The organism is Rhodococcus sp. ACPA1, from assembly GCF_002300195.1.
In the GTDB taxonomy this organism is placed as follows: domain Bacteria; phylum Actinomycetota; class Actinomycetes; order Mycobacteriales; family Mycobacteriaceae; genus Rhodococcus_F; species Rhodococcus_F opacus.
This window is the reverse complement of record NZ_NSDX01000011.1, coordinates 513,240-537,552: the sequence shown is the minus strand read 5'-3', so window position 1 is coordinate 537,552 and position 24,313 is coordinate 513,240. Positions and strand designations below refer to the sequence as shown.

Here is a 24,313-nt window from a genome sequence, read left to right as displayed (position 1 = left end):
AAGGCCGTGCCTTCATCAACGCTCCAGACTCATCCAGATCGCGCCGTTCGCGGGCAGTGCCACCTCTGCAGAGGCGGGACGGCCGTGCCACGGCTGCGACGTTGCCGTCACCGCACCGAGATTTCCCCAACCCGAGCCCGCATAGACCTCGGCGTCGGTGTTGAGAATTTCACGCCATTCGCCCCGTTCTGGCAAGCCCACACGATAATGCGAATGCGGCGAACCCGAGAAATTGAACAGGCAGGCCAGGATCGACCCATCGGTGCCGTAGCGCAGGAAGCTCAGGACGTTGTTCGCGGTGTCGTTGGCGTCGATCCAGGAGAACCCGCCCGGTGACGTGTCGAGAGTCCACAACGCCGGGTGCTCGCGGTAGGTGGCGTTGAGGTCGTGGACGAGCCGGAGCAGACCACGGTGGAAGCCGCCGGTATACGGGTCGTCGAGCTGGTACCAGTCGAGTCCGCGCTCCTCGGACCACTCCGCCGTCTGTCCGAATTCCTGACCCATGAACAGCAGTTGCTTGCCGGGGTGCGACCACATGTACGCCAGCAGCGCCCGCACACCGGCGGCCTTCGCGTAGTCGTCGCCGGGCATCCGCGTCCACAGCGTGCCCTTGCCGTGCACCACCTCGTCGTGGCTGATGGGCAGCAGATAGTTCTCGCTCCACGCGTACATCAGGGAGAACGTGATCTCGTGATGGTGATAGCTGCGGTGGACGGGATCGTGAGCCATGAATCCGAGGGTGTCGTGCATCCACCCCATGTTCCATTTCATGTTGAAACCGAGACCGCCGACGTTGGTCGCGCGGGTGACACCCGGCCACGCCGTCGACTCCTCCGCGATGGTGACGACCCCGCGGTGCTGCTTGTGGACCGTGGCGTTGGTTTCCTGCAGGAAGGCGACGGCCTCGAGGTTCTCCCTGCCGCCGTGGATGTTCGGCGTCCAACCGCCCTCCGGCCGCGAATAGTCGAGGTACAGCATCGACGCGACCGCGTCGACGCGCAGACCGTCCACGTGGAACTCGTCGAGCCAGTACAGCGCGTTGGCGACGAGGAAGTTGCGGACCTCGCGCCGCCCGAAATCGAAAACGTACGTTCCCCAGTCGAGTTGCTCGCCGCGCTGGGGATCGCTGTGCTCGTAGAGCGGTGTGCCGTCGAAACGTGCCAGTGCCCACTCGTCCTTGGGGAAGTGGGCCGGTACCCAGTCGACGATGACCCCGATGCCGGCGGCGTGCAGGTGGTCGACGAACCACCGGAAGTCGTCGGGGGAGCCGAATCGTGAGGTGGGCGCGTAGTACGACGTGACCTGGTATCCCCACGAACCGCCGAACGGGTGCTCGGCGACCGGCAGCAGCTCGACGTGGGTGAATCCCGTCTCGGTGATGTGGGCGGCGAGTTGTTCGGCCATCTCGCGGTAGTTCAGCCCGGGCCGCCACGAAGCGAGGTGAACCTCGTACACGCTCATCGGGGACTGCGCCGGCTCGGTGGCCGCGCGCTCCGCCAGCCAGTCGGCGTCGTTCCATTCGTACGTGCTGACCGACACCCGGGACGCGGTAGCCGGAGGGACCTCGGTGGCGAAGGCCATGGGGTCGGCCTTGTCGCGGACAGTGCCGTCCGGTCCGTGGACCCGGAACTTGTACAGGTCGCCGACCTCGATGCCGGGAACGAACAACTCCCACACCCCGGTGGAGCCGAGCACCCGCATCGGGAAGTTCCGCCCACTCCACCCGTCGAAATCGCCGATCACACTCACCCCGCGGGCATTGGGAGCCCAGACGGCGAACGAGGTGCCGGTGACGGTGCCGTCGGGGGTGTCGTAGCGGCGGCGGTGCGCGCCGAGGATCTCCCACAGCCGCTCGTGCCTGCCCTCACCGAACAGGTGCAGATCGAGTTCGCCGAGCGTGGGCAGGAACCGGTACCCGTCGGCGGAGACGTCGTTGTGGCCACCCGGCCACGTCGTGGACAGCCGGTAGTCCATCAGATCCCGGTACGGGACGAGGGTGCCCCACACGCCGTGCGCCAGGTGTTCCAGCGAGAAACTCGTCCCCCCGATGACGGCGTCGACGCCCTCGGCGTGGGGGCGCAGTGCACGGATCACCGTGCCGTCTGGGTGCGGGTGCGCGCCCAGGATCGAGTGCGGGTTGTGGTGCTCGCCCCGGGACAGCAGGTCGAGGTCGGCGGCGTCGGGTGCGATGGCGACAGGCGGTTCGACGGTCACTATGTACCTCCGCGGTAGGCCAGCTTCGTTCTGGCCGGATAGGGGATCGACGGTAATGCCAGGATATGGGCCACCGCGCGCCACGGCTCCAGGCGCACGAAGTTGGCCTGCCCCCAGTGATACTGCTCCCCGGTGACCTCGTCGAGCACGGTCAGGTGGTCGTGCCAGTCGCGGCCCAGCGCGGGCATGTCCAGCCACACGTTGCCCTGCTCGGCGCCGTACGGGTTGAGGTTGATCACCGTCAGCACGGCATCGCCGGTGGTGGCGTCGAACTTGGAATAGGCGATCAGGGCGTCGTTGTCGACGTGGTGGAAATGGATGTTGCGCAGCTGCTGCAACGCCGGATGCTGCCTGCGGATCCGGTTGAGCGCGGTGATCCACGGTTCGAGGGACTCGCCGCGCGCGGCGGCCCCCTCGAAATCTCGGGGACGCAGCTGATACTTCTCCGAGTCGAGGTACTCCTCACTGCCCACGCGCACCGGAACATGTTCGTACAGTTCGTATCCCGAGTACACCCCCCACGTGGGGGACAGGGTCGCCGCCAGCGCGGCGCGCAGGGCGAACATTCCCGGACCGCCGGTCTGCAGGCTCTCGTGCAGGATGTCCGGGGTGTTGACGAAGAGGTTGGGGCGCGCCTCGTCGGCCTTGGCGGCGATCTCCTTGCCGAACTCCGTCAGCTCCCACTTGGCGGTCCGCCACGTGAAATACGTGTAGGACTGCGTGAAACCGCGGCGGGCGAGACCGTACAACCGTGCGGGACGGGTGAACGCCTCGGACAGGAACAGGACGTCCGGATCCGATTTCTTGACCTCGGCGATCAGCCACTCCCAGAAGTCCGGCGGCTTGGTGTGCGGGTTGTCGACCCGGAAGATCTTGACGCCCGCCGCGACCCAGTGCCGGACGACCCGCAGGACCTCCGCGTAGATCCCGTCGCGGTCGTCGTCGAAGTTGACCGGGTAGATGTCCTGGTACTTCTTCGGCGGGTTCTCGGCGTAGGCGATGGTGCCGTCGGGGAGCACGGTGAACCATTCGGGGTGCTTCTTCGCCCACGGATGGTCCGGTGCGGCCTGCAAGGCCAGATCGATCGCCACCTCCATGTGCAGCTTCCGGGCGGCAGCGATGAACGCCTTGAAATCGCGCATCGTCCCGAGCTGGGGATGAATCGCGTCGTGGCCGCCCTCGTCCGAGCCGATGGCCCACGGCGAACCGACGTCGTCGGGGCCGGGTGTCAGCGTGTTGTTGGGGCCCTTCCGGTTGACCTTGCCGACCGGGTGGATGGGTGGGAGGTACACCACGTCGAATCCCATCGACGCGATGCGGGGAAGTGCCGCCACGGACGTGGCGAACGTGCCGTGCCGCGGCTTGCCGTTCTCGTCCCAGCCGCCGGTGGATCGCGGGAAGAACTCGTACCAGGACCCGAACAGTGCGCGCGTGCGATCGACGAGCACGGTGTGCGGTTCGCTCTTCGTGACGAGATCGCGCAGCGGATGCGCGCGCAGCAGTTCCGTGACGTCCGACCCGAACGCCGGGGCCACACGTTCGGAGAGGTGACGGTCGGAACGCAGCGACGCCGCGACCGCGGCCAGCCGCGAGCGGTCCGCGCGGGGGACGCCCTTCGCGGCTCGCTCGAACAACCGCGCACCGATCTCGAGGTCGTTGGCCAGTTCGGCCGGCCCCTGTCCCACTGCCAGCTTGGCCTCGACCGCGTGCTTCCATGTGGTGAGCGGATCGCTCCAGGCCTCGATCCGGAACGTCCAGATGCCCTCGCCGGTCGGGGTGAACGAACCGTCGACGGTGTCGGGCACAGGACCGCCGGTCATCGGAATGCGGAAGGTCGCCGAGCCGCCCGACGCGGCACTGCGCGGTCCCCGCACCGCAAGCGTGGCGGCCACGGCGTCATGACCTTCACGCCACACGGTTGCCCGGACGGGAAACACCTCACCCACAACGGCCTTGGCGGGATACCGACCGCACCCGATGTTCGGTTCCACGTCGTCGATACCGAGTCGACCTGTCACACTGGGCTCCGTTCCATAGCCGGAAGTTGCCGGCGGCTCGTGGGCTGGGCCGCCCGTTCAACCGTAATGGAGTCGACCGGTTCCTGTCCGTATTGCAGTTCTGACGTCTACCCGCCCCGACACGGCGCAACGACGCCCGTAGTGCGTTATCGTTCGCGAGGTGAAAGCCTTGCGTCGGTTCACTGTCCGAGCCCACCTTCCGGAGCGGCTCGCTGCCCTCGGTCCGCTGTCCACCAATCTTCGCTGGTCCTGGCATCCGGCGACGCAGGAACTGTTCGGATTGCTGGATGAGGAACTGTGGCGGCAGGTGCAGTTCGACCCGGTCCGCATGCTCGGGGAGGTCGATCCGGCCCGCCTGGACGAACTGGCCGAGGACGTCGCGTTCCTGGCCCGGCTCGACGCCGCGGCCGCCGACCTCGACGACTACCTGTCCCGCCCCCGCTGGTATCAGAACCAGCAGGCCAAGGGAGTGTCGTTGGACGGTGGGATCGCGTATTTCTCAATGGAGTTCGGGGTCAGCGAAGTGCTGCCCAATTACTCCGGCGGTCTCGGAATTCTCGCAGGCGACCACCTGAAGGCGGCGTCCGATCTGGGCCTGCCACTGATCGGTGTCGGCCTGTTGTATCGCTCGGGTTACTTCCGGCAGTCGCTGACCGCGGACGGCTGGCAGGCCGAGCACTACCCGCCGCACGACCCGCAGGGCCTGCCGCTGCGCCTGCTCACCGAGTCCGGGCCGCAGTCGTCGGACGGGGCGCCCGTCCTCGTCCACGTCGCGATCCCCGGTGGCCGGGTTCTGCGCGCCCGCGTGTGGATCGCCCAGGTGGGGCGCGTCCCGCTGCTGCTGCTCGACTCCGACATCGCGGAGAACGACGCCGAGATGCGGGGCGTCACCGACCGTCTGTACGGCGGCGACCAGGACCACCGCATCAAACAGGAGATCCTCGCCGGCATCGGCGGTGTCCGTGCCGTGCGCGCCTACACCCACGCCTACGGCCTCCCCGATCCCGCCGTCTTCCACATGAACGAGGGACATGCGGGTTTCCTCGGCATCGAGCGGATCCGTGAACTGGTCACCACCGGCGGACTCGACTTCGACGAGGCGCTGGCCACGGTCCGGGCCGGTACGGTCTTCACCACCCACACCCCGGTTCCTGCGGGAATCGACAGGTTCCCGGCCGACCTCGTGCGGCACTACTTCGGCGGCGACAACGCTGCGAACGAATCGTCGCTGCTGCCGGGGCTGACGATCGACCGGATCCTCGGACTCGGCCGCGAATCGGATCCGTCCGTGTTCAACATGGCCCACATGGGCCTGCGGCTCGGGCAACGGGCCAACGGTGTGTCCAAGCTGCACGGCATCGTCAGCCGCGAGATGTTCCAGCCGCTGTGGCAGGGATTCGACGCCGAGGAGGTGCCGATCGGCTCGGTGACCAACGGTGTCCACGCGCCCACCTGGGCCGCACCCGAATGGATCGATCTCGCCACCCGAATCCTGGGCCCCGAACTGGTGGAGGAGGCCCGCGGCTGGGAGCGGCTGCAGGACCTGTCCGCCGAGGAACTGTGGTCGACCCGCAACGCGCTGCGCGGAAAACTGGTCGAGGAAGTGCGCCGCCGGGTCCGCGCGTCCTGGATCGAACGCGGTGCCACGTCCGCCGAACTCGGCTGGACGGACGAGGTGTTCGACCCGAACGTGCTCACCGTCGGCTTCGCCCGGCGGGTGCCCACCTACAAGCGACTGACGCTGATGCTGCGCGACCCCGAGCGGCTCCGCGCCCTCCTCCTCGACGAGAAACGTCCCGTGCAGCTGGTGGTGGCCGGGAAGAGCCACCCCGCGGACGACGGCGGGAAGGCCCTCATCCAGCAGGTCGTGCGGTTCGCCGACGCCGCCGACGTCCGGCACCGCATCACCTTCCTTCCCGACTACGACATGTCGATGGCGCGGTACCTCTACTGGGGTTGCGACGTGTGGCTCAACAACCCGTTGCGCCCGCTGGAGGCGTGTGGCACGTCGGGTATGAAGTCCGCCCTCAACGGCGGACTGAACCTGTCGATCCGGGACGGCTGGTGGGACGAGATGTTCGACGGCGAGAACGGCTGGGCCATCCCCACCGCCGACGGCGTCGTCGACGAGGCACGGCGTGACGACCTCGAGGCCAGCGCACTGTACGAACTGCTCGAGCGCGCCGTCCTGCCGAGGTTCTACGACCGTGCGGACGGCCTGCCGGTGCGCTGGGTGGAGATGGTCCGTCACACCCTGCAGAATCTCGGGCCCAAGGTGCTTGCATCGCGGATGGTGCGCGACTACGCCGTCCAGTACTACGCGCCCGCCGCCGAATCGGCCCGGATGGTGGCGGCGGAGAACTTCGCCGGCGCCCGCGAACTCGCCGCGTTCCGTCGCCGCGTCGAGGCCGCCTGGCCGTCGGTGGCGGTCCTTCAGGTCGACGGCGCGGGGCTGCCCGACACCCCCGAGATCGGCGCCAATCTGGTGCTCCGCGCCCGCATCCGCCTCGGCGAACTGTCCGTTTCGGACGTCACCGTGCAGGCCGTGATCGGAAAGGCCGGACCGGACGAGGAGCTCACCGACATCGTCACGGTCCCGATGACCCATTCCCCATCGGACGAGTCGGGGGAGCTGTTCGTCGCAGACCTGGCCCTGCCGCTGTCCGGGTCGGTCGGATACACGGTGCGGGTCCTTCCGCACCACCGGTTGCTCGTCGACCCGTCGGAGCTGGGTCTGGTGACGGTGCCGAACCCCTGACCGGCGCTACCGAGCCGTCACCGGCCGACGTCCCGGCGTCGGAATCCGGTGACGGCGGCGAGGAACAGGGCCGCCGCGAGAAGCAACAGAACCGCGAGGGGAGTCGCCGAGAAACTCTCGGCAGGCAGGGCCGGCGTGTAGTGGAAGGGGGAGAGCACCCCGAACCAGTCCGGGAGCACTTCCCCGAACATTCCGGCGACGAGAACGTAGCCCAGGAATGCCCACAACGCCGGCAGCGCGCGGGGAATCAGGCCGTAGACGGCTGCGCACGCACCGACGATCACCAGCACTGCCGGCACGGTGTTCAGGGCCGCGCCGATCAGCCGGCCGAGCGCGCCCGCATCGGACAGCGTGAACGCCGCGGTGATCCCCATGCCGACCCCTGCCGCCACCGTGATCGCGACGGCCGCACCGGCGATCACGGCCAGCTGGCCACCGAGCCACGACGCCCGGGACACCGGGGTGGACAGTGCCTCCTCGGCGCGACCGGACGATTCCTCCGAGCGGATGGATATGACGGCACCGACGGCGTACATCGCCGCCATCACCACCAGGAACACCAGATACAGGGCGAACGCACCGTCGGCGGCCGCCGCGGCGCCACCCGGCAGCAGCTGCGCGAGATCGGGATCCTGGTCGATGAAGTCGCTGATCTGCCTGCCGAGTGAACCGATCGGCAGCGACAGCGCGAACACACCGACACCCCAGGCGAGGATCTGGCCGCGCTGCTGACGGGCCGCCAGCGCGGTGACACCGGTCAGGCGGGGCGACGCCTCGGCGCGCCCGCCCCGCGGCGCGAGGAGCCCCGCCCCGACGTCCCGGCGACCGATGGCGGCATACGCGCACCCGACGGTCAGCGCCGCCGCGACGATGCCGATCAGCAACGGCCACCACCGTTCGTCGACGTAGGCGCGAGTGGCCTGCGACCAGCCGATCGGCGACACCCACGTCAGCAGGCTCCCGCTGTGTCCCTGCTGCACGTCGCCCACCGCACGCAGCAGATACGCGACGGTGATCGCGGAGATCCCGACACCGCTTGCAGTGCGGGCGTGTTCGGTGAACTGGGACGCCAGCGCTGACAGCGAGGTGAACACCAGCCCCACCACCAGCACACCCGCGGACATGTTCAGCGAACCCGCCGGAGGCAGACCCACGGCGAGCAGTCCGATGACGAGCAGAAGCGCGACGAACACATTGGCGAGCGCCGCGGAGATCAACCCCGCCGTGATTCCCGCGTATCGCCCGACGACGCCGGCGCGTACCAGTTCCGTGCGCCCGGTTTCCTCCTCCGTCCGCAGATGCCGCGTCACCAGCAGCACCGACATGATCGCCACGGCCACCATCGTCATGCCGGCGATCTCGTTGGCGACCATCGCACCGAGCGTGTAGTCGTCCAGGCCGTACCCCGGCCCGGCGAGAGCCGTGGCGGCCGGGGACGAGATGAGTTCGGCGCGGGCCTGCCGGGATTCGGCGGTCGGGTAGATGGTGGAGTAACTCGACGCGATCAGGACGGTGAGGCCCGCCACCGCGACCGTCCACACCGGAATCCGGACCCGGTCGGTGCGCACCGCCAGTTCGGCGAGCACCCCCGTTCCGCTCAGTCGACTCACTGGGGCCGTCCGATCCCGAGTGCCTCGACCTCGTCGCGGTACTCGCGGAGGAACAGGTCCTCGAGCGTCGGCGGGTTGGCGGTGATCGAGACGATGCCCAGCCCCGTCAGTGTGGTCATGACCGGATCGATCTGATCGGAATCGACGTCGAACGTCACCGTGTTCGCATCCTCACCCTTCTGCAGGTTGTGCACACCGGGGACGTTCGCGATGGGAGTGGGCCTGATCCGGGTGGTCGCCGTCACCGTGGTGCGGGTGAAATGGCGCAGTTCGGACAGTGTTCCCGCCTGCACGGTCCTGCCCGCGCGAATGATGGTGACGGCGTGGCACAGCGCGTCGACCTCGGCGAGGATGTGGCTGGACAACAGCACAGTGCGTCCGCTACGGGCGAATTCGGTGATGCATTCCTGAAACACCGCCTCCATCAACGGGTCCAGGCCCGACGTCGGCTCGTCGAGGATGAGGAGTTCGGTGTCGGCGGCGAGCGCCGCCACGAGGGCGACCTTCTGCCGGTTGCCTTTCGAATAGGTGCGGCCCTTGCGGGTGGGGTCGAGTTCGAACCGCTCGATCAGCGACGCGCGACGGACCGGATCGAGTCCGCCGCGCAGCCGCCCGAGGAGGTCGATCGCCTCGCCGCCGGACAGGTTGGGCCACAGGTTCACGTCACCCGGAACGTAGGCGAGTCGCCGATGCACGGGAACGGAGTCGTGCCACGGATCGGAACCGAGAACGGACGCCGAGCCGCCGTCGGCGCGCAGCAGACCGAGGAGCACCCGGATGGTCGTGGACTTGCCCGAGCCGTTGGGTCCGAGGAATCCGTGCACCTCACCCGACTTCACCTCCAGATCGAGGCCGTCGAGGGCGAGGACTTCGCCGAACTTCTTGGTGAGTCCGCGGACTGAGATCGCAAGGTCCATCGGTCGAGCATAGGTGCGCACCGATCCGCTGTCCGACTCAGTGCGCGACAGCGGTCACGGGCGCGAATCGCGGATCCGCCCCAGTGCCTTACGCACGACTTCCGGATCGGACGTCTCCCAGAACGGTGGCAGCGAGGCCCGCAGATACCCGGCGTAGCGGGCCGTGGCGAGCCGCGGATCGAGGACGGCCACCACACCCTTGTCGTCGACGCTGCGTAGCAGACGTCCCACACCCTGGGCGAGCAGCAGCGCCGCGTGATTGGCTGCGACGGAAAGGAACCCGTTTCCGCCGCGCGACTCGACGGCCTTCTGCCGGGCGACCAGCAACGGGTCGTCGGGGCGGGGGAAGGGGATGCGGTCGAGGATCACGAGGCTCAGGGACGGTCCCGGCACGTCGACACCCTGCCACAGCGACAGCGTGCCGAACAGCGACGTCGGCTCGTCGCCTGCGAACGCCCGGACGAGGGCGCCCGTCGAGTCGTCGCCCTGGCACAGGATCGGGGTGTCGAGCCGGTCGCGCATCGCCTCGGACGCGGCCTTGGCGGCCCGCATCGAGGAGAACAATCCCAGCGTGCGCCCGCCCGCCGCCTCGACGAGTTCGGCGATCTCGTCGAGATACGTGGGGGACAGGCCGTCCCGCCCCGGCGGCGGAAGCTGCTTCGCGATGTAGATGATGCCGGCGCGGGCATGGTCGAACGGCGACCCGACATCGAGGGCGTTCCATTTGAGCGTGCCCGAATCGGACGGCGCCTCGGAGCCGGTGGCCATCGCCGGATCGATCACGACGGACGATTCGGCCGGAAGTCCCCAGTTGACCGCCAGGCCGTCGAACGATCCGCCCACGGTCAGCGTGGCGGACGTCAGGACCACGGTCGATTCGGCGAACAGCCGGGAACGCAGCAGCCCGCCGACCGACAGCGGCGCCATCCGCACCACCCGGCGGATCGACCCGCGATTGTCGTCGGCGGCCAGCCACACCACGTCGTGACGCTTGGCCGGATCCGGCTCGTCGAAGGCGCTGAGAACGCGGACGGCGCTGTCGTGTACCTCCTCGACCGAGGCGAGTGCGGTGTTGCGTGCCGCCGCGGCCTCCGGGTCGCTCAACGCCATACCGGGACGGGACGGCCCGATCGCCGTGCGCAGCGACCAGGCGGCGTCGCGGACCGCGGCAAGAGCGGGGGCCGCGCCGGGCGGCAACGCCTCCCACCGTTCCGGCCGCAACTCCTCGAGGAGCGCGGCCCAGCCCTCGCCCGCAGCCTCGAGGCGGTCTGCGTCCTGCTCCTCGACGAGCTTCGCGCAGCGCCGCGCCGCGGCACTGATCGTCGACGCCGCCAACTCCGCGGTGGCGACGTTCGTGACGCGGTCGACCAGTTCGTGCGCCTCGTCGATGACCACGACGTCGTGTTCGGGGAGGATCGCGATCCCGGTGATGGCGTCGATGGCGAGCAGGGCGTGGTTCGTGACCACGACGTCGACCTGCGAGGCCTCCGCGCGGGCCCGCTCCGCGAAGCAGTCCTCGCCGACCGGGCACCGAGACTTGCCGAGGCATTCGCGGGCGGTGACGCTGACCTGGCGCCACGCCTTGTCGCTGACTCCGGGGGCCAAGTCGTCGCGGTCGCCGGTCTCGGTGTCCGAGGACCACTCGGTGAGGCGCTGGACCTCCCGTCCGAGCCGCGACACCGCGAACGGGTCGAACAGCTCGTCCGTGGGAGGCTCCTCGGCGGACCCGGTATGGATCTTGTTCATGCACAGATAGTTGTTGCGGCCCTTGAGGATCGCGAAGTGCGGTCTCCGTCCGAGCGAGCCCTCGAGCGCGTCCGCGAGCCGCGGCATGTCGCGGTCGATCAGCTGACGCTGCAGTGCGATGGTGGCCGTCGAGACGATGACCGTCTTCCCGCTCTGCACCGCATGCCGGACGCTCGGCACCAGATAGGCGAGGGACTTGCCGGTGCCAGTCCCGGCCTGGACGGCCAGATGCTCCCCGGTGTCGATCGAATGCGCGACGGCGGAAGCCATGGTCAGCTGGTTGGACCGCTCGGCACCGCCCAGCGACCGCACCGCCGTGCGCAACAGCTCGGGGACGTTGGGGAGGTTTTCAGGCACCCGAGCAGGTTACTCGGGACCTACGTCAGAAATCGTCACGCGGTCCGAGGGGGTGTCTGCATCGCGGCCCACGAGGCGCACCCCGGCGGCCCGCATCGCGGTGATCGCGGCCTCGACGGTCGCGGGGGCGACGCCTGCAGTGAGGGGGAGGTGGACGCGCGTCGGGAATCCGGCGGCCACGGCGTCGAGAGCCGTCGCGACCACGCAGTGATCAGTGGCGATCCCCACGACGTCGACCTCGGTGACTCCCGCCGCACGCAGCCATTTCTCCAGGCTCTGGCCGTCGGAGTTCTTGCCCTCGAAGCCCGAGTAGGCCGCCGAGAACTCGCCCTTGGAGAACACCGATTCGATGCTGCTCAGGTCGAGGTCGGGGTGGAAGTCCGCGCCGGACGTTCCCGATTTGCAGTGCACCGGCCAGGTGTCGACGTAGTCCGGTTCGTCGGAGAAGTGGTGGCCCGGCTCGATGTGGTGGTCGATCGTGGCCGCGACGGCGTCGTATTCGGTCGCCGCCAGGAAGCGGCTGATCGCGGCCGCGACCGCGGAACCGCCGTCGACGGCGAGGGAGCCGCCCTCGCAGAAGTCGTTCTGGACGTCGACCACGAGCAGCGCCCGCCGGAGGTCGGTGTTCTCGATGTCGGTCATGGTGCCCTCCTGGGTTCGGGTTCGGCGAAGCGCACCGGGATCGCGGGCTCGCCGTGGGAGAGCTTCAGGCCCTCCCAGGGCAGGCTCACGAGGCCCGCCGCCAGGAGGGATCTGCTGTCTTCCAGGGTAGTCGTGTCGCAGACGGTCTCACCGCCCCGCACCAGCGGGACCAGCAGGTCCCGCGCCTCGAGGCCGGCCGAGCCGGGTGCGTCCGAGTGTGCCGAGTACACGACCTCCTCCACCAGGGTTCCGGTGTCACGGGCGAATCGCAGCGCCCGCTTGGTGCCGCCCCGCGACGCCTTGTTGCTGCTCCTCTTCTCGACGGGGATGCCGTCCACCTCGACGAGTTTGTAGACCATGCCGGCGGTCGGCGCGCCGGAGCCGACGACGACGGACGTGCCGACGCCGTAGACGTCCACCGGTTCGGCCCGCAACGCGGCGATGGCGTATTCGTCGAGGTCGCCGGAGACGACGATCTTCGTCCTGGTCGCACCGAGGTCGTCGAGCTGCCTGCGGACCTGCCGGGCCAGGACGCCCAGATCGCCGGAGTCGATCCGGACGCCCCCGAGTGCGGGGCCCGCGACCTCGACGGCGGTCTTGACGCCCTCGGTGATGTCGTACGTGTCGACGAGGAGCGTGGTCCCGACTCCGAGCGCTGCGACCTGCGCGCGGAACGCCGCCGCCTCGTCCGGCCCGTCCGGGGTGGTGTGCAACAGGGTGAACGCGTGCGCGCTGGTACCCGCACCGGGCACTCCGTGCCTGCGGACCGCCTCCAGATTCGACGTGGCCGTGAAACCCGCCAGGTAGGCGGCGCGGGACGCCGCCACCGCGGATTCCTCGTGGGTGCGCCGCGAACCCATCTCGATCATGGGGCGTCCGTCGGCAGCGCTGACCATGCGTGCGGCGGCGGACGCGATCGCGCTGTCGTGGTTGAGGATCGACAGGCTCAGCGTCTCGAGTAGGACGCATTCCGCGAACGTTCCGCGGACGGAGAGGATCGGGGAGCCGGGAAAATAGAAGTCGCCCTCCCGGTAGCCGTCGATGTCCCCGCCGAAGCGATAGTCACGCAGCCATGCGACGGTCGCCTCGTCGAGGAAGCGGGACACGATCTCGAGTTCCCGCTCGCCGAAACGGAAGTTCGACAGCGCGGCAACCAGACGGGCGGTGCCGCCGACGACTCCGTAGCGGCGGCCGTCGGGGAGCCGGCGGGCGAACACCTCGAAACTGCAGCGTCGGTGGGCGGAACCGTCGGCGAGGGCCGCCGACAACATCGTCAACTCGTACTGGTCGGTGAACAAGGCGGTGCTGTCTCTGGACACCCGGCCACTGTAAGCCGCGGTGTCGCCCAGTGGAGGAGCGTCGTACCCTGGTGTCATGGCTCATTGCTCGACGACAGCTCCATTCGTGGATGCCATGCCGGCATCGCCGCAGGTCACCCCTGCAGAGTCGGAGGTCGCCGAGATCGATGAAGCCAATGATCGTCCCTGGATCACCGTCGTGTGGGACGATCCGGTGAATTTGATGCACTACGTCACCTACATTTTCCAGAAGCTCTTCGGGTACAGCAAAGCCAAGGCCACGGAATTGATGATGCAGGTTCATTCCGAGGGGAAGGCCGTGGTGTCGAGCGGCTCCCGGGACAAGGTCGAAAACGATGTACGCAAGCTGCACGCGGCCGGCCTGTGGGCCACGATGCAGCGTGACGGCAGCTAACTTTCCGTTCGGACAGTAAGGAACTCGGTACACGACGTGCGGATGTGGAGCAGGAAGAACTCGCTCGGCGGTGTGAAACTGCGTTCGGAGATGGACGCGCACGAGGCCACGGTGCTGCGATCGCTGGTCGCCTCCGTCCTCGGCCTCCTCGAGGAGCGGGCCGCGTCCGCCCCGGAGGACGAACTCGCGGCGCTCACCGGGATGCGGACGGGCAACACGGCGGCACCCGACGAGGAGGTCCTCGCCCGGCTGCTACCCGACTTCCACCGTCCCGACATGGACGCGCCGGACGACGACGAGATCCGCGCCGAATCGAAGGCCGACATCAACGGTGCGCTGCGCGGACTCCACGAACCGGAGATCATCGACGCCAAACTGGCGGCGGGCTCGGTCATTCTCCACACGGTGCCCGAGAACGGCGGCAAGGTGCTGCTCACGCCGGAGCAGGCCGACGCCTGGCTCAGCGGTCTCAACGACGTCCGGCTGGCGCTGGGCACCAACCTGGGCATCGACGCCGACACGCCCGACGAACTCGATCCCGCCGATCCCCGCGCACCGCACCTGGACATCTACCACTGGCTGACCTGGATGCAGGACTCGCTCGTTCAGGCACTCGCGCCGTGACGGCCACGACGCCGGGCCGCACCGATTCGCTCGTCGATGTGGTGGGCCTGAGCGTCGGGCACCACCACGAACTCGACGGCGACGCCACGCTCGGAAGCGGCGCCGCCACCGGGTGCACCGTGGTCCTCGCGCCGCACGGCGCGACCGGAGCGGTCGACGTCCGTGGCGGGGGACCGGGCACCCGGGAAACCGACCTTCTCGACCCCAGCCACAGCGTCCGGAGGGTTCACGCGATCGTCCTGACCGGCGGCAGCGCCTACGGACTCGCCGCCGCGGACGGCGTCATGCGGTGGCTCGAGGAGCACGGTCACGGAATCGCCATGGGGGAGCCCGATCAGGTGGTTCCGATCGTTCCCGCCGCCGTGATCTTCGATCTACCGGTCGGTGACTGGCGCACGCGCCCCACCGCCGAATTCGGTTACCGGGCAGCAGATTCCGCGTCCCACACCGTGCTCTCCGGTTCGGTGGGCGCCGGAGTCGGTGCGCGTGCGGGCGCGCTCAAAGGGGGTGTCGGAACGGCGAGCGTCGTCGTCACGGACGGTCCGGCGAAGGGCATCACGGTGTCCGCGCTGATGGTGGCCAATCCCGTCGGAACCGTGTTCGACCCGGCGACCGGACTGCCCTGGGGTGTCGCCACCGTGGGTGCAGCCGCATTCGGGCTCAGACCCCCGGACGCCGCCGAGGTGTCGGCGGCGCGCGAACTGATCGCCAAGAGCACCGTCCTCAACACGACCATCGGGGTCGTCGCGACCGACGCCGTCCTGGGGAAGGCGGCGTTACGCCGCGTCGCCGTCGCGGGCCACGACGGGCTTGCCCGCGCGATCCGGCCGGCGCACTCGCCGCTCGACGGCGACACGATCTTCGCGCTCTCCACCGGTATCCACCCCGTTCACCACCCGCCGGGAGTGCCCGACGCGTTCCCGCCCGACCTGCCCGTCGTCGACGCCGTCTGCACCGCCGCCGCCGAAGTGGTGGAGAAGGCCATCGTCGACGCCGTCCTCAGCGCCACCCCCGTCGCGGGAATTCCCACCTACCGCGAACTGTTCCCCTCTGCACTGCGTTCCTGAGGTACGCGTTCCTGAGGTACCGGCCGGTCGGTGGCCGACTCGCCGGTGCGCACCTAGGATGGCGCTCACGGAGGTGGATGACGTGCTGGTGATTCGATCGGACTTCGTCGAGGCGATGGTGGCGCATGCGCGCGCCGACCACCCCGACGAGGCGTGCGGGGTCATCGCCGGGCCGGAAGGCTCCGACCGCCCCGAACGGCACATCCCGATGATCAACGCCGAGCGTTCGCCGACGTTCTACCGCTTCGACTCGGGTGAGCAACTGAAGGTGTGGCGGGCGATGGACGACGCCGACGAGGTGCCCGTCGTGATCTACCACTCGCACACCGCCACCGAGGCGTACCCCAGCCGGACCGACATCTCCTTCGCGTCCGAACCGGACGCCCACTACGTGCTGATCTCCACCCGCGACCCCGACGCCCACGAACTGCGCAGCTACCGCATCGTCGACGGTGTCGTCACCGAGGAACCCGTCGACGTGGTCCAGAGCTACAAGTTCGCCCACACGTCCGTGGCAGACATCCCCGACAAGTGACGGTGCCGTCCCTCGCGACGGGCCCGCGGCATGCAAAGACACCCACATCCCGAGGAGCTGACCATGGCTGTCACAGTTTCGATCCCCACCATCCTGCGTACCCACACCGGCGGTGAAAAGCGGGTGGAGGCAACAGGTCCCACACTCTCCGCCGTCATCGACGATCTCGACGGCAACTACGGCGGCATCAAGGACCGCCTGATCAACGACGGCCGCCTGCACCACTTCGTCAACGTGTACGTCAACGACGAGGACGTCCGATTCTCGGGCGGACTCGACACCGAGGTGGCCGACGGGGACTCCGTGACGATCCTGCCCGCCGTCGCCGGAGGCTGATCGCGGCCGTGGCGCGGTTCGATTCGCTGATCGACACCCTGGGCGACACACCCCTCGTCGGGCTGCCCCGCCTGTCGCCGAGCTGGAACGGCGCTGCGCCGGTCCGCCTGTGGGCGAAGCTCGAAGACCGCAACCCCACCGGTTCGGTGAAGGACCGGCCCGCTCTCCGCATGATCGAGCAGGCCGAGAACGACGGCACCCTGACACCCGGCGCCACGATCCTCGAACCGACCAGCGGGAACACCGGGATCTCGCTCGCGATGGCCGCGAAACTCAAGGGCTACCACCTGATCTGCGTGATGCCCGAGAACACGTCCGTGGAACGCAGGCAACTGCTCACGATGTTCGGTGCGCAGATCATCGACTCACCCGCGCGCGGTGGATCGAATCAGGCTGTCGCCGTGGCCAAGGAGCTGTCCGCGGAGCATCCCGACTGGGTGATGCTGTACCAGTACGGCAATCCCGCGAATGCGCTGGCGCACTACGAGACCACCGGCCCCGAGATACTGCGCGACCTTCCCGAGATCACCCACTTCGTCGCGGGTCTCGGCACCACCGGCACCCTGATGGGTGTGGGACGCTACCTCCGCGAACACGTCGACGGCATCGAGATCGTGGCGGCCGAGCCCCGCTACGGCGAACTCGTGTACGGCCTCCGTAACATCGACGAAGGCTTCGTCCCCGAGTTGTACGACGAATCCGTCCTCACCTCGCGGTTCTCCGTCGGCCCCGCCGACGCCGTCCGCCGCACCCGGCAACTGATCGACAACGAAGGCATCTTCGCGGGCATCTCGACCGGCGCGATCCTCCACGCCGCGCTGGGGGTGGCGCGCAAGGCCGTCAAGGCCGAACGCGCGGCGAACATCGCGTTCATCGTCGCCGACGGCGGATGGAAATATCTGTCGACCGGCGCATACGGCGGTACGGTCGAGGAAGCAGAAGAAGCACTGGAAGGGCAGTTGTGGGCATGACGACAGGGGTGTGTGGATCATGACTTCGTCGTTCGACTCCTCGCGATTCGGCTCGCCGGTGCCCAGGGGCGGCGCGTCGCCGGCACCGAAGTCGAAGCCGCTGTGGCTGCAGTCCGCAATCCTCATCGGCACCTTCACGATGCTGCTGTACGTCATCGAGATCGTCGACGTGGCGTCCGACGAGCGACTCGAAGAGAACGGAGTCGGGCCGCGCTCCGTCGACGGGCTGTGGGGGATCCTGTTCGCCCCGGTCCTGCACGACGACTGGGCACACCTGTTCGCGAACACCGTCCCGCTGCTGGTCCTCGGGTTCCTCGTGCTGCTGTCGGGCATCGCCCGCGGCCTCGCCGCCACCGGGATCGTCTGGGTGGTCGGAGGTCTGGGCACCTGGTTGACCGGTGGATCCTATTCCAACCACATCGGCGCCTCCGTCCTGATCTTCGGCTGGCTCGCCTACCTGCTGGTCCGGGGAATCTTCGCCCGCAGCCTCGGCCAGATCCTCGTCGGCGTCGTGGTGTTCGTCGTCTACGGCAGCCTGCTGTGGGGTGTGTTGCCCAGCGCTCCCGGTGTGTCCTGGCAGGGACATCTGTTCGGCGCCGTCGGCGGTGTCGTCGCGGCCTGGCTGCTCTCCGCGGACGCCAGGAAGCAGCGGGCCCGGAAAGCGGTGGGGCCACAATCGTTCGGGTGATCACCTCGGGATGAGGCACGTGCGATCCACCGGCGTGTACGGCGCATCCGACCGCTGCGAGTAGGGCCTGCTGGTACGCTCCACCCGAGATCCGGGCACCCAGGAACTGCGTAGTTCAGAGCTGTCGACAGTGTCGTCACGGAGGGCCGGTGGAGGTGGTTCGAACTCACGGGTTCGCGCACACGCCGCGTCGCCGACGTCCGGGCGTGCCCAGCGGCGGATCTCCGTCGCCGCACCCCACCGCACCCTCAGGAGTTGATCATGGCTGTCACAGTTTCGACCCCCGACGTCGACGGCGAGTGTCCGTCCGTTCGCTGTGTAGTCACGGGAGGCTGATCGCTGCCGTGGCAAGGTTCGATTCGTACATCGACACTCTCGGGAACACACCTCTGGTCGGCCTGCCCCGGCTGTCGCCACGCTGGAACGGCAGCAGCCCGGTGCGGCTGTGGGCCAAACTCGAGGATCACAATCCCACCGGTTCGATCAAGGATCGCCCGGCGCTACGCATGATCGAGCAGGCAGAACGGGACGGCCGTCTCACTCCCGGTGCGACGATTCTCGAATCGACCAGCGGCAACACCGGTATCTCCCTGGCGATGGCCGCCAAACTGAAGGGCTACCAGCTGATCTGCGTGATGCCCGAGAACACGTCGATGGAGCGCCGCCAGCTGCTGACGATGTTCGGCGCCCGGATCATCGACTCTCCGGCCGCGGGTGGTTCCAACGAGGCCGTCGCCGTCGCGATGCGGCTGTCGGACGAGAATCCGGACTGGGTACTGCTCTACCAATACGGCAACCCGGCCAACGCGATGGCACACTACGAGACCACGGGGCCGGAAATCCTGCGGGATCTTCCCGAGATCACCCACTTCGTCGCGGGGCTCGGCACCACCGGGACACTGATGGGTACGGGCCGGTTTCTCCGCGAGCACGTCGACGGCGTCGAGATCGTGGCCGCGGAACCGCGCTTCGGGGAAATGGTCTGCGGTCTCCGCAACATCGAAGAGGGATTCGTTCCGGAACTGTACGACGAATCGGTACTCACCCGGCGATTCCGGGTACGTCACGCCGAGGCGATCCAGCGCACCCGCGAGCTGATCGACGTCGAGGGAATCTTCGCCGGTACGTCCACCGGCGCCAATCTCCATGCCGCACTCGATGTGGCACGGTGCGCCGTCGAGACGGGGCAGCGGGCCGACATCGCGTTCGTGGTCGCCGACGCCGGATGGAAGTACCTCTCGACCGGCACCTACGACCCACAGGTCCGGGTCCTCGAGGAGGCATGGGAACGGTAACGGCGGCGGATCCGCGGTAGATCGGCATGGTCAGGTCACAGTTCCCCATCGGTTGTGAGGTCGACGCGCCAATTCGGTCGGAAGCTTTTTCCGAAACGGGTCGTCGTGGCAGCATGGCGGGTATGCGCATTACCGTCCTGGGGTGTTCAGGGAGCGTCTCCGGACCAGACTCACCTGCATCGGGTTATCTGTTGACCGCGCCGGACACACCGCCGCTGGTACTCGACTTCGGACCCGGTGTCCTCGGTGCGCTCCAGCGGTTCGCCGATCCCGGCGAGGTCTCCGTCCTACTCAGCCACCTGCACGCGGACCACTGCCTGGACCTCCCCGGACTGCTCGTCTGGCGTCGCTATCATCCTCACCCGCCGAAGGGGCGCGCACTCGTCTACGGCCCGTCCGACACCGCCCGCCGGATCGGCGTCGCGTCCGCGGAGTGCGGCGGCGACATCGACGACATCTCCGACACGATCGACCTGCACCACTGGGCCGACGGCGAACCGGTCACGTTCGGCGACCTCACCATCACCGCGCGCCGGGTCAACCACCCGCCCGAGGCGTACGGGTTCCGCGTGACCAACGGCGCCGGGCGCACCCTCGTGTACACCGGCGACACCGGCATGTGCGAAGAAGTGATCGACCTCGCCCGCGCGGCCGACGTACTGCTCGCCGAGGCGTCGTGGACACACAGTCCGGACCGGCCCGAAGGGATCCACCTCTCGGGCACCGAGGCCGGTCAGGTCGCACACCGCGCCGGTGTCGCCGAACTGCTGCTCACCCACATACCGCCGTGGACGTCGCGTGAAGACGTCATCGCCGAGGCCAAGGCCGAATTCTCCGGCCCCGTGCACGCGGTGTCCGCGGGCGGCGTCTACACCGTCTGAAGCCGTGTGCCCGCCCCCCGGACGGGGGCGACTAGGCTCTCTGCCGTGACCACACGAGAAGACGGTAGGGCGGACGACGAACTCCGCGAGGTCAAGATCACCCGGGGTTTCACCACTCATCCCGCGGGATCGGTGCTGGTGGAATTCGGAAACACCAGGGTGATGTGTACGGCCAGCGTCGAGGACGGTGTTCCCCGCTGGCGTCAGGGTTCCGGACTCGGCTGGCTGACGGCCGAGTACGCCATGCTGCCCGCCGCCACCCACACCCGCAGCGGCCGAGAGTCCGTCAAGGGCAAGGTCGGTGGACGGACCCAGGAGATCAGCCGGCTGGTCGGACGCTCCCTCCGCGCCTGCATCGACCTCGCCGCCATCGGTGAGAACACCATCGCCCTCGACTGCGACGTGCTGCAGGCCGACGGCGGGACTCGCACCGCCGCCATCACCGGCGCCTACGTGGCCCTGGTCGACGCGGTGACCTACCTCCGCGCCGCCGGCCGTCTCGCCGACCCCCAGCCGATCTCCTGCGGCATCGCCGCGGTGAGTGTGGGCGTCGTCGACGGCCGTGTGCGCCTCGACCTGCCGTACGAGGAGGACTCGCGCGCCGAGGTCGACATGAACGTGGTGGCCACCGACACCGGTACTCTCGTCGAGATCCAGGGCACCGGCGAGGGCGCGACGTTCCCGCGGAGCACGCTCGACAAACTGCTGGATTCCGCGCTCGCAGGGTGCGAGCAGCTGTTCGAGATCCAGAAGGCCGCACTCGAACTGCCCTACCCCGGTGTGCTTCCGGAGCCGAAGGTCCCGGAGACGTCGAAGAAGAAGTTCGGGAGCTAGCTCGGTGCCGGGAACCACACGAGTGCTGGTGGCGAGCCGCAACGCGAAGAAACTCCGGGAACTGCATCGGGTGCTCGCGGCAGCCGGTGTCGACGGAATCGAACTGGTCGGACTCGATGCCGTGCCCGAGTACCCCGAGGCCCCCGAAACGGGTGCGACGTTCGAGGAGAACGCCCTGGCGAAAGCGCGCGACGGTGCCGCCGCAACCGGATTGCCCTGTGTCGCAGACGATTCCGGAATCGAGGTGGACGCACTGAACGGCATGCCCGGAATTTTGTCCGCACGGTGGTCGGGCACGCACGGAAACGATCCCGCGAACACCGCCCTGGTCCTGGCTCAGCTCGGTGACGTGCCCGACGACCGCAGGGGAGCGGCGTTCGTCTCGGCGTGCGCGCTCGTGGTGCCCGGTGGCGAGGAATCGGTGGTCCGCGGCGAATGGCGGGGGAGCATCGCCCGCGAGCCCGTCGGCGACGGCGGGTTCGGCTACGACCCGGTGTTCGTGCCCGACGGGGACACCCGATCGGCCGCCCAGCTGTCATCCGAGGAGAAGGACGCGTCCTCGCACCGAGGGCGGGCGCTCGTTCAGCTCGTCCCCGCCCTGGCGGCGCTCACCGGGCGCTGACACTCGCTACGCTTGACGGGAGGAGGTTTCTCATGTCGCCGATGATGGTGCCGCAGACACCGCTCGCCTGGCTGACCTACGTGATCGCGATGATCACCGGGCAGCCGGTCGTCATGTGAGGGAGCCGACCGGTTCGATCAGAGACCGAAGTCGCGGCGGACCTGCTTGGTCCGCTGGTGCTCCACGTAGAACGACAGGAACGGGATGGTGCCCGCGAGGAGCGTCCCGACCGTCCGGCCCGCGGGCCAGCGCACCTTGACCGCCAGGTCGAGCGTCACCAGCAGGTAGACGAAGTACACCCAGCCGTGGACCACGGCGATCCAGGTGGGCAGGTTGTCGACCTTGAAGATGTACTTGGCCACCATCTCTGCGGTGAGGACCAGCAGCCACACACCGGTGGCGTAGGCGAGGACGCGGTAGCGCAGGAGCGCGGGGGCGATCTTCTTCTGCTTCGCGGTGTCTGCGACCGAACCGGCAGTCGTCTCGTCTTGGCCCGTGCTCACGTGGTGCTCCTATCGGTCTCGCGAGCGGACAGCTCGGCGAGGTACTGGTTGTACTGCGAAATCTGCCGGCTCTCGAGATCGTCCGGATCATCGTCCTCGGCCACCGAGGGGCGAGGGGGCAAGACGTCTGCCGGGATCTCCCGCAGTTCGGTGGGAGCATCCGGGACGTCGGCGGGGTCAGCCGGTTCGGCGTCCTCGAGCTGCACGAATCGCCGATAGGCGTAGACGAGGAACGCCGCGAACAGCGGCCACTGGAACGCATATCCGAGATTCTGGCCGGTCCCGCCCACCGCTTCGAAACGTGTCCACTGCCACCAGCCGAGTGCAAGGCACCCGACAGCCCCGACGACCACCAACAGAATCAGCGCGGGGCGGCGTTGCTTACGGTTACCGGACACGTAACGACGGTACCTGAATCGCTGAATGCGCTGCTAGGAGAGGTTGCCGCTATGGCGGCGGTCACAGCCGCCACGTGCGCCCGACGGGCCGCGAGGCGCTGTCGAAGATGTAACCGCCGAATGGGCGAAAAGCCCGAGAAGTGCGCGAGGGGGGACTCGAACCCCCACGTCCTTTCGGACACCAGGACCTAAACCTGACGCGGCTGCCTAATTACGCCACTCGCGCGCGATGGACAGACTACGCCATGATCCAATGCACCCCCCGCAACACATGTCAATCGGCTCGTTCGCCCCCGTCGCGGCTCTTTCATCCGGCCCACGTCGCAGTCTGGCTGTGGCAGTTGGGGCACAGGAATCGAACTTGCTCCAAGCGGGAGTCCGACGGGTGACCCGTATGTGGTCCACGTGCAGGATCAGTGGGAGTCCGCACCAGTCGTCACCGAGGCCGCAGAGAACGCATTCGTATACGACTCCGGCCTCGATCAGGGCCCGGCGCAACAGATGTGGTTTCACTCGTGCGCTACCTGGTGGTCGTTCCACGAGAATCTCCTCCCACGACATGCGATTGCGAGCCGGCTTGCCCTTGGTGTGTGCACTCCCCGTGAAATGCGTCGTAACGATCCCGAACTTCTTGATCTGCCGACTCAGGTGCGCGTGCGTCCCACCCACCAGCGGGCTTCAGTCCGAGGTAGCGCATGACGCCGGCGTAGCCCGTCGATTCTGCGACCGCCTGCTCGGGCAATTCCCGCGTGTACTTCATCGCGCACCCGCCACCCGCCGCTGCGCGCGCTGGTATCGCCAGACGGCGTGGGTGAAGGCGGTAGGTGTGATCTCGAGCCGCGCTGCTGCTGCGGCGACGAGGTCTTCGGTGGCTGCAGTCGATGGGGGTGATTCGAGATCGAGTGCCTCGCCGAGAAAATCGCACACCAATTGGTGAGTTCCGGTGGTGCGGACGCCGAGTTGCATGGCGAAGCACTCCCAGGTGGCGATACCGAACCCGGGCACCCCCACGATCGCGTTCCGCTGGGCCTCGTCGTCGCGGAGATCCGCCGAGGTGGTGCAGCCCAGCTCGGCGAGCGAGCGTGCCGCCGAGGCGACGGCCTCGGCCTTGGTGGTGTAGTTCCCCGGTACTCGCTGCCGATTGTTCAGGACGGCCAGGAGGCCTTCGGGTTCATCGGCGTGCGCGGCGAGTGCCGTGAGGTCGTCGAGGGGTGCGGCCCGGTGATCGCGCCAGCGGGTGATGACGGCGCGAACCCCCGTGGTGGGTGTGCCGTACGTCGCGCGTGCGGAGAACGCGGCATCGAGCAGCCCGGCTTCGATCTCGTGCGGCCAGCCCTCCGTCCAATGCGGCCAAAGCTCTCGCGGCAGTTCGGCGGCGACGTGATCGAGTAGGGCGCGGACGTGGGCTGTGCTCATTTCTTCCCCCCGGAGAATGGCTGTCGGCAGTTCCTGGATTCGAACATTAGTGCGAGGGTCCGACAGGTTCGCTTTCGCTGGTCGCGGACCCGGATTCGGGGGCGCGGACCTGCATGAACCTGGGGCTTCGTCAAGGTGGTAACAGATTGATAACGATTAATATGAGGC

Annotated in this window: 21 protein-coding genes, 1 tRNA gene and 3 pseudogenes; 12 read left to right on the top strand and 13 right to left on the bottom strand. The window is 68.3% G+C overall.

The genetic code is table 11. The annotated features are described in order from the left end of the window. Nucleotides 1-15: 15 nt before the first annotated feature. Both glgB and CJ177_RS38925 read right to left on the bottom strand, forming a co-directional pair. Entirely contained in the window at nt 16-2,214 is a 2,199-nt protein-coding gene (gene glgB, locus CJ177_RS38930; RefSeq protein WP_005248330.1) for a 1,4-alpha-glucan branching protein GlgB, read from the bottom strand. Then, nucleotides 2,214-4,232, bottom strand: coding sequence for a maltotransferase domain-containing protein (locus CJ177_RS38925; RefSeq protein ID WP_061045760.1), 2,019 nt, complete (start codon nt 4,230-4,232; stop codon nt 2,214-2,216). The genes glgB and CJ177_RS38925 overlap by 1 nt, the downstream gene beginning before the upstream one ends. Nucleotides 4,233-4,392: 160 nt before the next feature. Between CJ177_RS38925 and glgP the strand changes: the two genes are divergently transcribed. Next, nucleotides 4,393-6,990: an alpha-glucan family phosphorylase gene (gene glgP / locus CJ177_RS38920; RefSeq protein ID WP_095870218.1), complete on the top strand. Its 2,598-nt coding sequence runs from the start codon at nt 4,393-4,395 to the stop codon at nt 6,988-6,990. 17 nt (nt 6,991-7,007) lie between these two features. On the opposite strand, the gene CJ177_RS38915 is transcribed toward glgP, so the two are convergent. From CJ177_RS38915 to CJ177_RS38895, 6 genes and pseudogenes are all read right to left on the bottom strand, one after another. Continuing rightward, nucleotides 7,008-8,600, bottom strand: coding sequence for an ABC transporter permease (locus CJ177_RS38915; RefSeq protein WP_061045762.1), 1,593 nt, complete (start codon nt 8,598-8,600; stop codon nt 7,008-7,010). Next, a pseudogene (locus tag CJ177_RS49590) lies at nt 8,597-9,067 on the bottom strand (DUF4162 domain-containing protein); the annotation flags it as partial. The gene CJ177_RS38915 and the pseudogene CJ177_RS49590, both read right to left, overlap by 4 nt. Nucleotides 9,068-9,100: 33 nt before the next feature. Further along, a pseudogene (locus CJ177_RS49585) lies at nt 9,101-9,517 on the bottom strand (ATP-binding cassette domain-containing protein); the annotation flags it as partial. A 54-nt stretch (nt 9,518-9,571) separates the two neighbouring features. Then, nucleotides 9,572-11,620 carry an ATP-dependent DNA helicase gene (locus tag CJ177_RS38905; protein ID WP_005262018.1) on the bottom strand — a complete coding sequence of 683 codons (2,049 nt, stop codon included), beginning with the start codon at nt 11,618-11,620 and terminating at the stop codon, nt 9,572-9,574. Between the two features lie 9 nt (nt 11,621-11,629). Further along, nucleotides 11,630-12,262 (bottom strand): isochorismatase family protein, encoded by a 633-nt coding sequence (locus CJ177_RS38900; RefSeq protein ID WP_061045764.1) that lies wholly within the window; start codon nt 12,260-12,262, stop codon nt 11,630-11,632. Further along, nucleotides 12,259-13,638 (bottom strand): nicotinate phosphoribosyltransferase, encoded by a 1,380-nt coding sequence (locus CJ177_RS38895; protein WP_095870215.1) that lies wholly within the window; start codon nt 13,636-13,638, stop codon nt 12,259-12,261. The genes CJ177_RS38900 and CJ177_RS38895 overlap by 4 nt, the downstream gene beginning before the upstream one ends. On the opposite strand from CJ177_RS38895, the gene clpS reads away from it, so the two are divergent. The 11 genes from clpS to rdgB all read left to right on the top strand — a co-directional run bounded on the left by clpS (nt 13,637) and on the right by rdgB (nt 21,828). Next, nucleotides 13,637-13,975: an ATP-dependent Clp protease adapter ClpS gene (gene clpS / locus CJ177_RS38890; RefSeq protein WP_005248322.1), complete on the top strand. Its 339-nt coding sequence runs from the start codon at nt 13,637-13,639 to the stop codon at nt 13,973-13,975. The two genes, CJ177_RS38895 and clpS, sit on opposite strands and share 2 nt — an antisense overlap. Nucleotides 13,976-14,011: 36 nt before the next feature. Further along, on the top strand, nt 14,012-14,599 hold the full coding sequence (locus CJ177_RS38885; protein WP_005248321.1) for a DUF2017 domain-containing protein: 588 nt from the start codon (nt 14,012-14,014) through the stop codon (nt 14,597-14,599). Beyond that, nucleotides 14,596-15,666 carry a P1 family peptidase gene (locus tag CJ177_RS38880; protein ID WP_005248320.1) on the top strand — a complete coding sequence of 357 codons (1,071 nt, stop codon included), beginning with the start codon at nt 14,596-14,598 and terminating at the stop codon, nt 15,664-15,666. The genes CJ177_RS38885 and CJ177_RS38880 overlap by 4 nt, the downstream gene beginning before the upstream one ends. Nucleotides 15,667-15,781: 115 nt before the next feature. Next, on the top strand, nt 15,782-16,201 hold the full coding sequence (locus CJ177_RS38875; protein WP_231914128.1) for a Mov34/MPN/PAD-1 family protein: 420 nt from the start codon (nt 15,782-15,784) through the stop codon (nt 16,199-16,201). A 63-nt stretch (nt 16,202-16,264) separates the two neighbouring features. Next, complete coding sequence (locus CJ177_RS38870; protein WP_095870214.1) at nt 16,265-16,537, top strand: MoaD/ThiS family protein; 273 nt, start codon at nt 16,265-16,267, stop codon at nt 16,535-16,537. 8 nt (nt 16,538-16,545) lie between these two features. Next, nucleotides 16,546-17,508 (top strand): PLP-dependent cysteine synthase family protein, encoded by a 963-nt coding sequence (locus CJ177_RS38865; protein ID WP_005262003.1) that lies wholly within the window; start codon nt 16,546-16,548, stop codon nt 17,506-17,508. 19 nt (nt 17,509-17,527) lie between these two features. After that, a complete protein-coding gene (locus tag CJ177_RS38860) occupies nt 17,528-18,196 on the top strand; it encodes a rhomboid family intramembrane serine protease (protein ID WP_061045798.1) in 669 nt (222 codons plus the stop codon). Between the two features lie 344 nt (nt 18,197-18,540). Further along, nucleotides 18,541-19,491, top strand: coding sequence for a PLP-dependent cysteine synthase family protein (locus CJ177_RS38855; RefSeq protein ID WP_025432973.1), 951 nt, complete (start codon nt 18,541-18,543; stop codon nt 19,489-19,491). 122 nt (nt 19,492-19,613) lie between these two features. Beyond that, entirely contained in the window at nt 19,614-20,372 is a 759-nt protein-coding gene (locus CJ177_RS38850) for a cyclic nucleotide-degrading phosphodiesterase (protein WP_179443392.1), read from the top strand. 45 nt (nt 20,373-20,417) lie between these two features. Beyond that, a complete protein-coding gene (gene rph, locus CJ177_RS38845; protein ID WP_005248301.1) occupies nt 20,418-21,206 on the top strand; it encodes a ribonuclease PH in 789 nt (262 codons plus the stop codon). Between the two features lie 4 nt (nt 21,207-21,210). Continuing rightward, nucleotides 21,211-21,828, top strand: coding sequence for an RdgB/HAM1 family non-canonical purine NTP pyrophosphatase (gene rdgB / locus CJ177_RS38840; RefSeq protein WP_005248299.1), 618 nt, complete (start codon nt 21,211-21,213; stop codon nt 21,826-21,828). Between the two features lie 137 nt (nt 21,829-21,965). Here rdgB and CJ177_RS38835 read toward each other — a convergent pair whose 3' ends face one another. The 5 genes and pseudogenes from CJ177_RS38835 to CJ177_RS38815 form a co-directional block, all read right to left on the bottom strand. After that, a complete protein-coding gene (locus CJ177_RS38835; RefSeq protein WP_005248298.1) occupies nt 21,966-22,331 on the bottom strand; it encodes a DUF3817 domain-containing protein in 366 nt (121 codons plus the stop codon). Continuing rightward, nucleotides 22,328-22,729, bottom strand: coding sequence for a hypothetical protein (locus CJ177_RS38830; protein WP_005248296.1), 402 nt, complete (start codon nt 22,727-22,729; stop codon nt 22,328-22,330). The genes CJ177_RS38835 and CJ177_RS38830 overlap by 4 nt, the downstream gene beginning before the upstream one ends. A gap of 141 nt (nt 22,730-22,870) precedes the next feature. After that, nucleotides 22,871-22,955, bottom strand: a tRNA-Leu gene (locus CJ177_RS38825). An 81-nt stretch (nt 22,956-23,036) separates the two neighbouring features. Continuing rightward, nucleotides 23,037-23,489: pseudogene (locus CJ177_RS48790) on the bottom strand (HNH endonuclease). After that, entirely contained in the window at nt 23,486-24,145 is a 660-nt protein-coding gene (locus CJ177_RS38815; RefSeq protein ID WP_005248292.1) for a hypothetical protein, read from the bottom strand. Before CJ177_RS38815 ends, CJ177_RS48790 begins: the two are co-directional and overlap by 4 nt. Between the last annotated feature and the right edge of the window lie 168 nt (nt 24,146-24,313).

Excerpts from the sequence above, each read along its gene's own strand:
- CJ177_RS38900 (WP_061045764.1), bottom strand. The coding sequence starts at position 12,262 with ATGACCGACATCGAGAACACCGACCTCCGGCGGGCGCTGCTCGTGGTC.
- clpS (WP_005248322.1), top strand. The coding sequence starts at position 13,637 with ATGGCTCATTGCTCGACGACAGCTCCATTCGTGGATGCCATGCCGGCA.
- CJ177_RS38895 (WP_095870215.1), bottom strand. The coding sequence starts at position 13,638 with ATGACACCAGGGTACGACGCTCCTCCACTGGGCGACACCGCGGCTTAC.
- CJ177_RS38875 (WP_231914128.1), top strand. The coding sequence starts at position 15,782 with ATGGTGGCGCATGCGCGCGCCGACCACCCCGACGAGGCGTGCGGGGTC.
- CJ177_RS38870 (WP_095870214.1), top strand. The coding sequence starts at position 16,265 with ATGGCTGTCACAGTTTCGATCCCCACCATCCTGCGTACCCACACCGGC.
- CJ177_RS38860 (WP_061045798.1), top strand. The coding sequence starts at position 17,528 with ATGACTTCGTCGTTCGACTCCTCGCGATTCGGCTCGCCGGTGCCCAGG.
- CJ177_RS38850 (WP_179443392.1), top strand. The coding sequence starts at position 19,614 with ATGCGCATTACCGTCCTGGGGTGTTCAGGGAGCGTCTCCGGACCAGAC.
- CJ177_RS38815 (WP_005248292.1), bottom strand. The coding sequence starts at position 24,145 with ATGAGCACAGCCCACGTCCGCGCCCTACTCGATCACGTCGCCGCCGAA.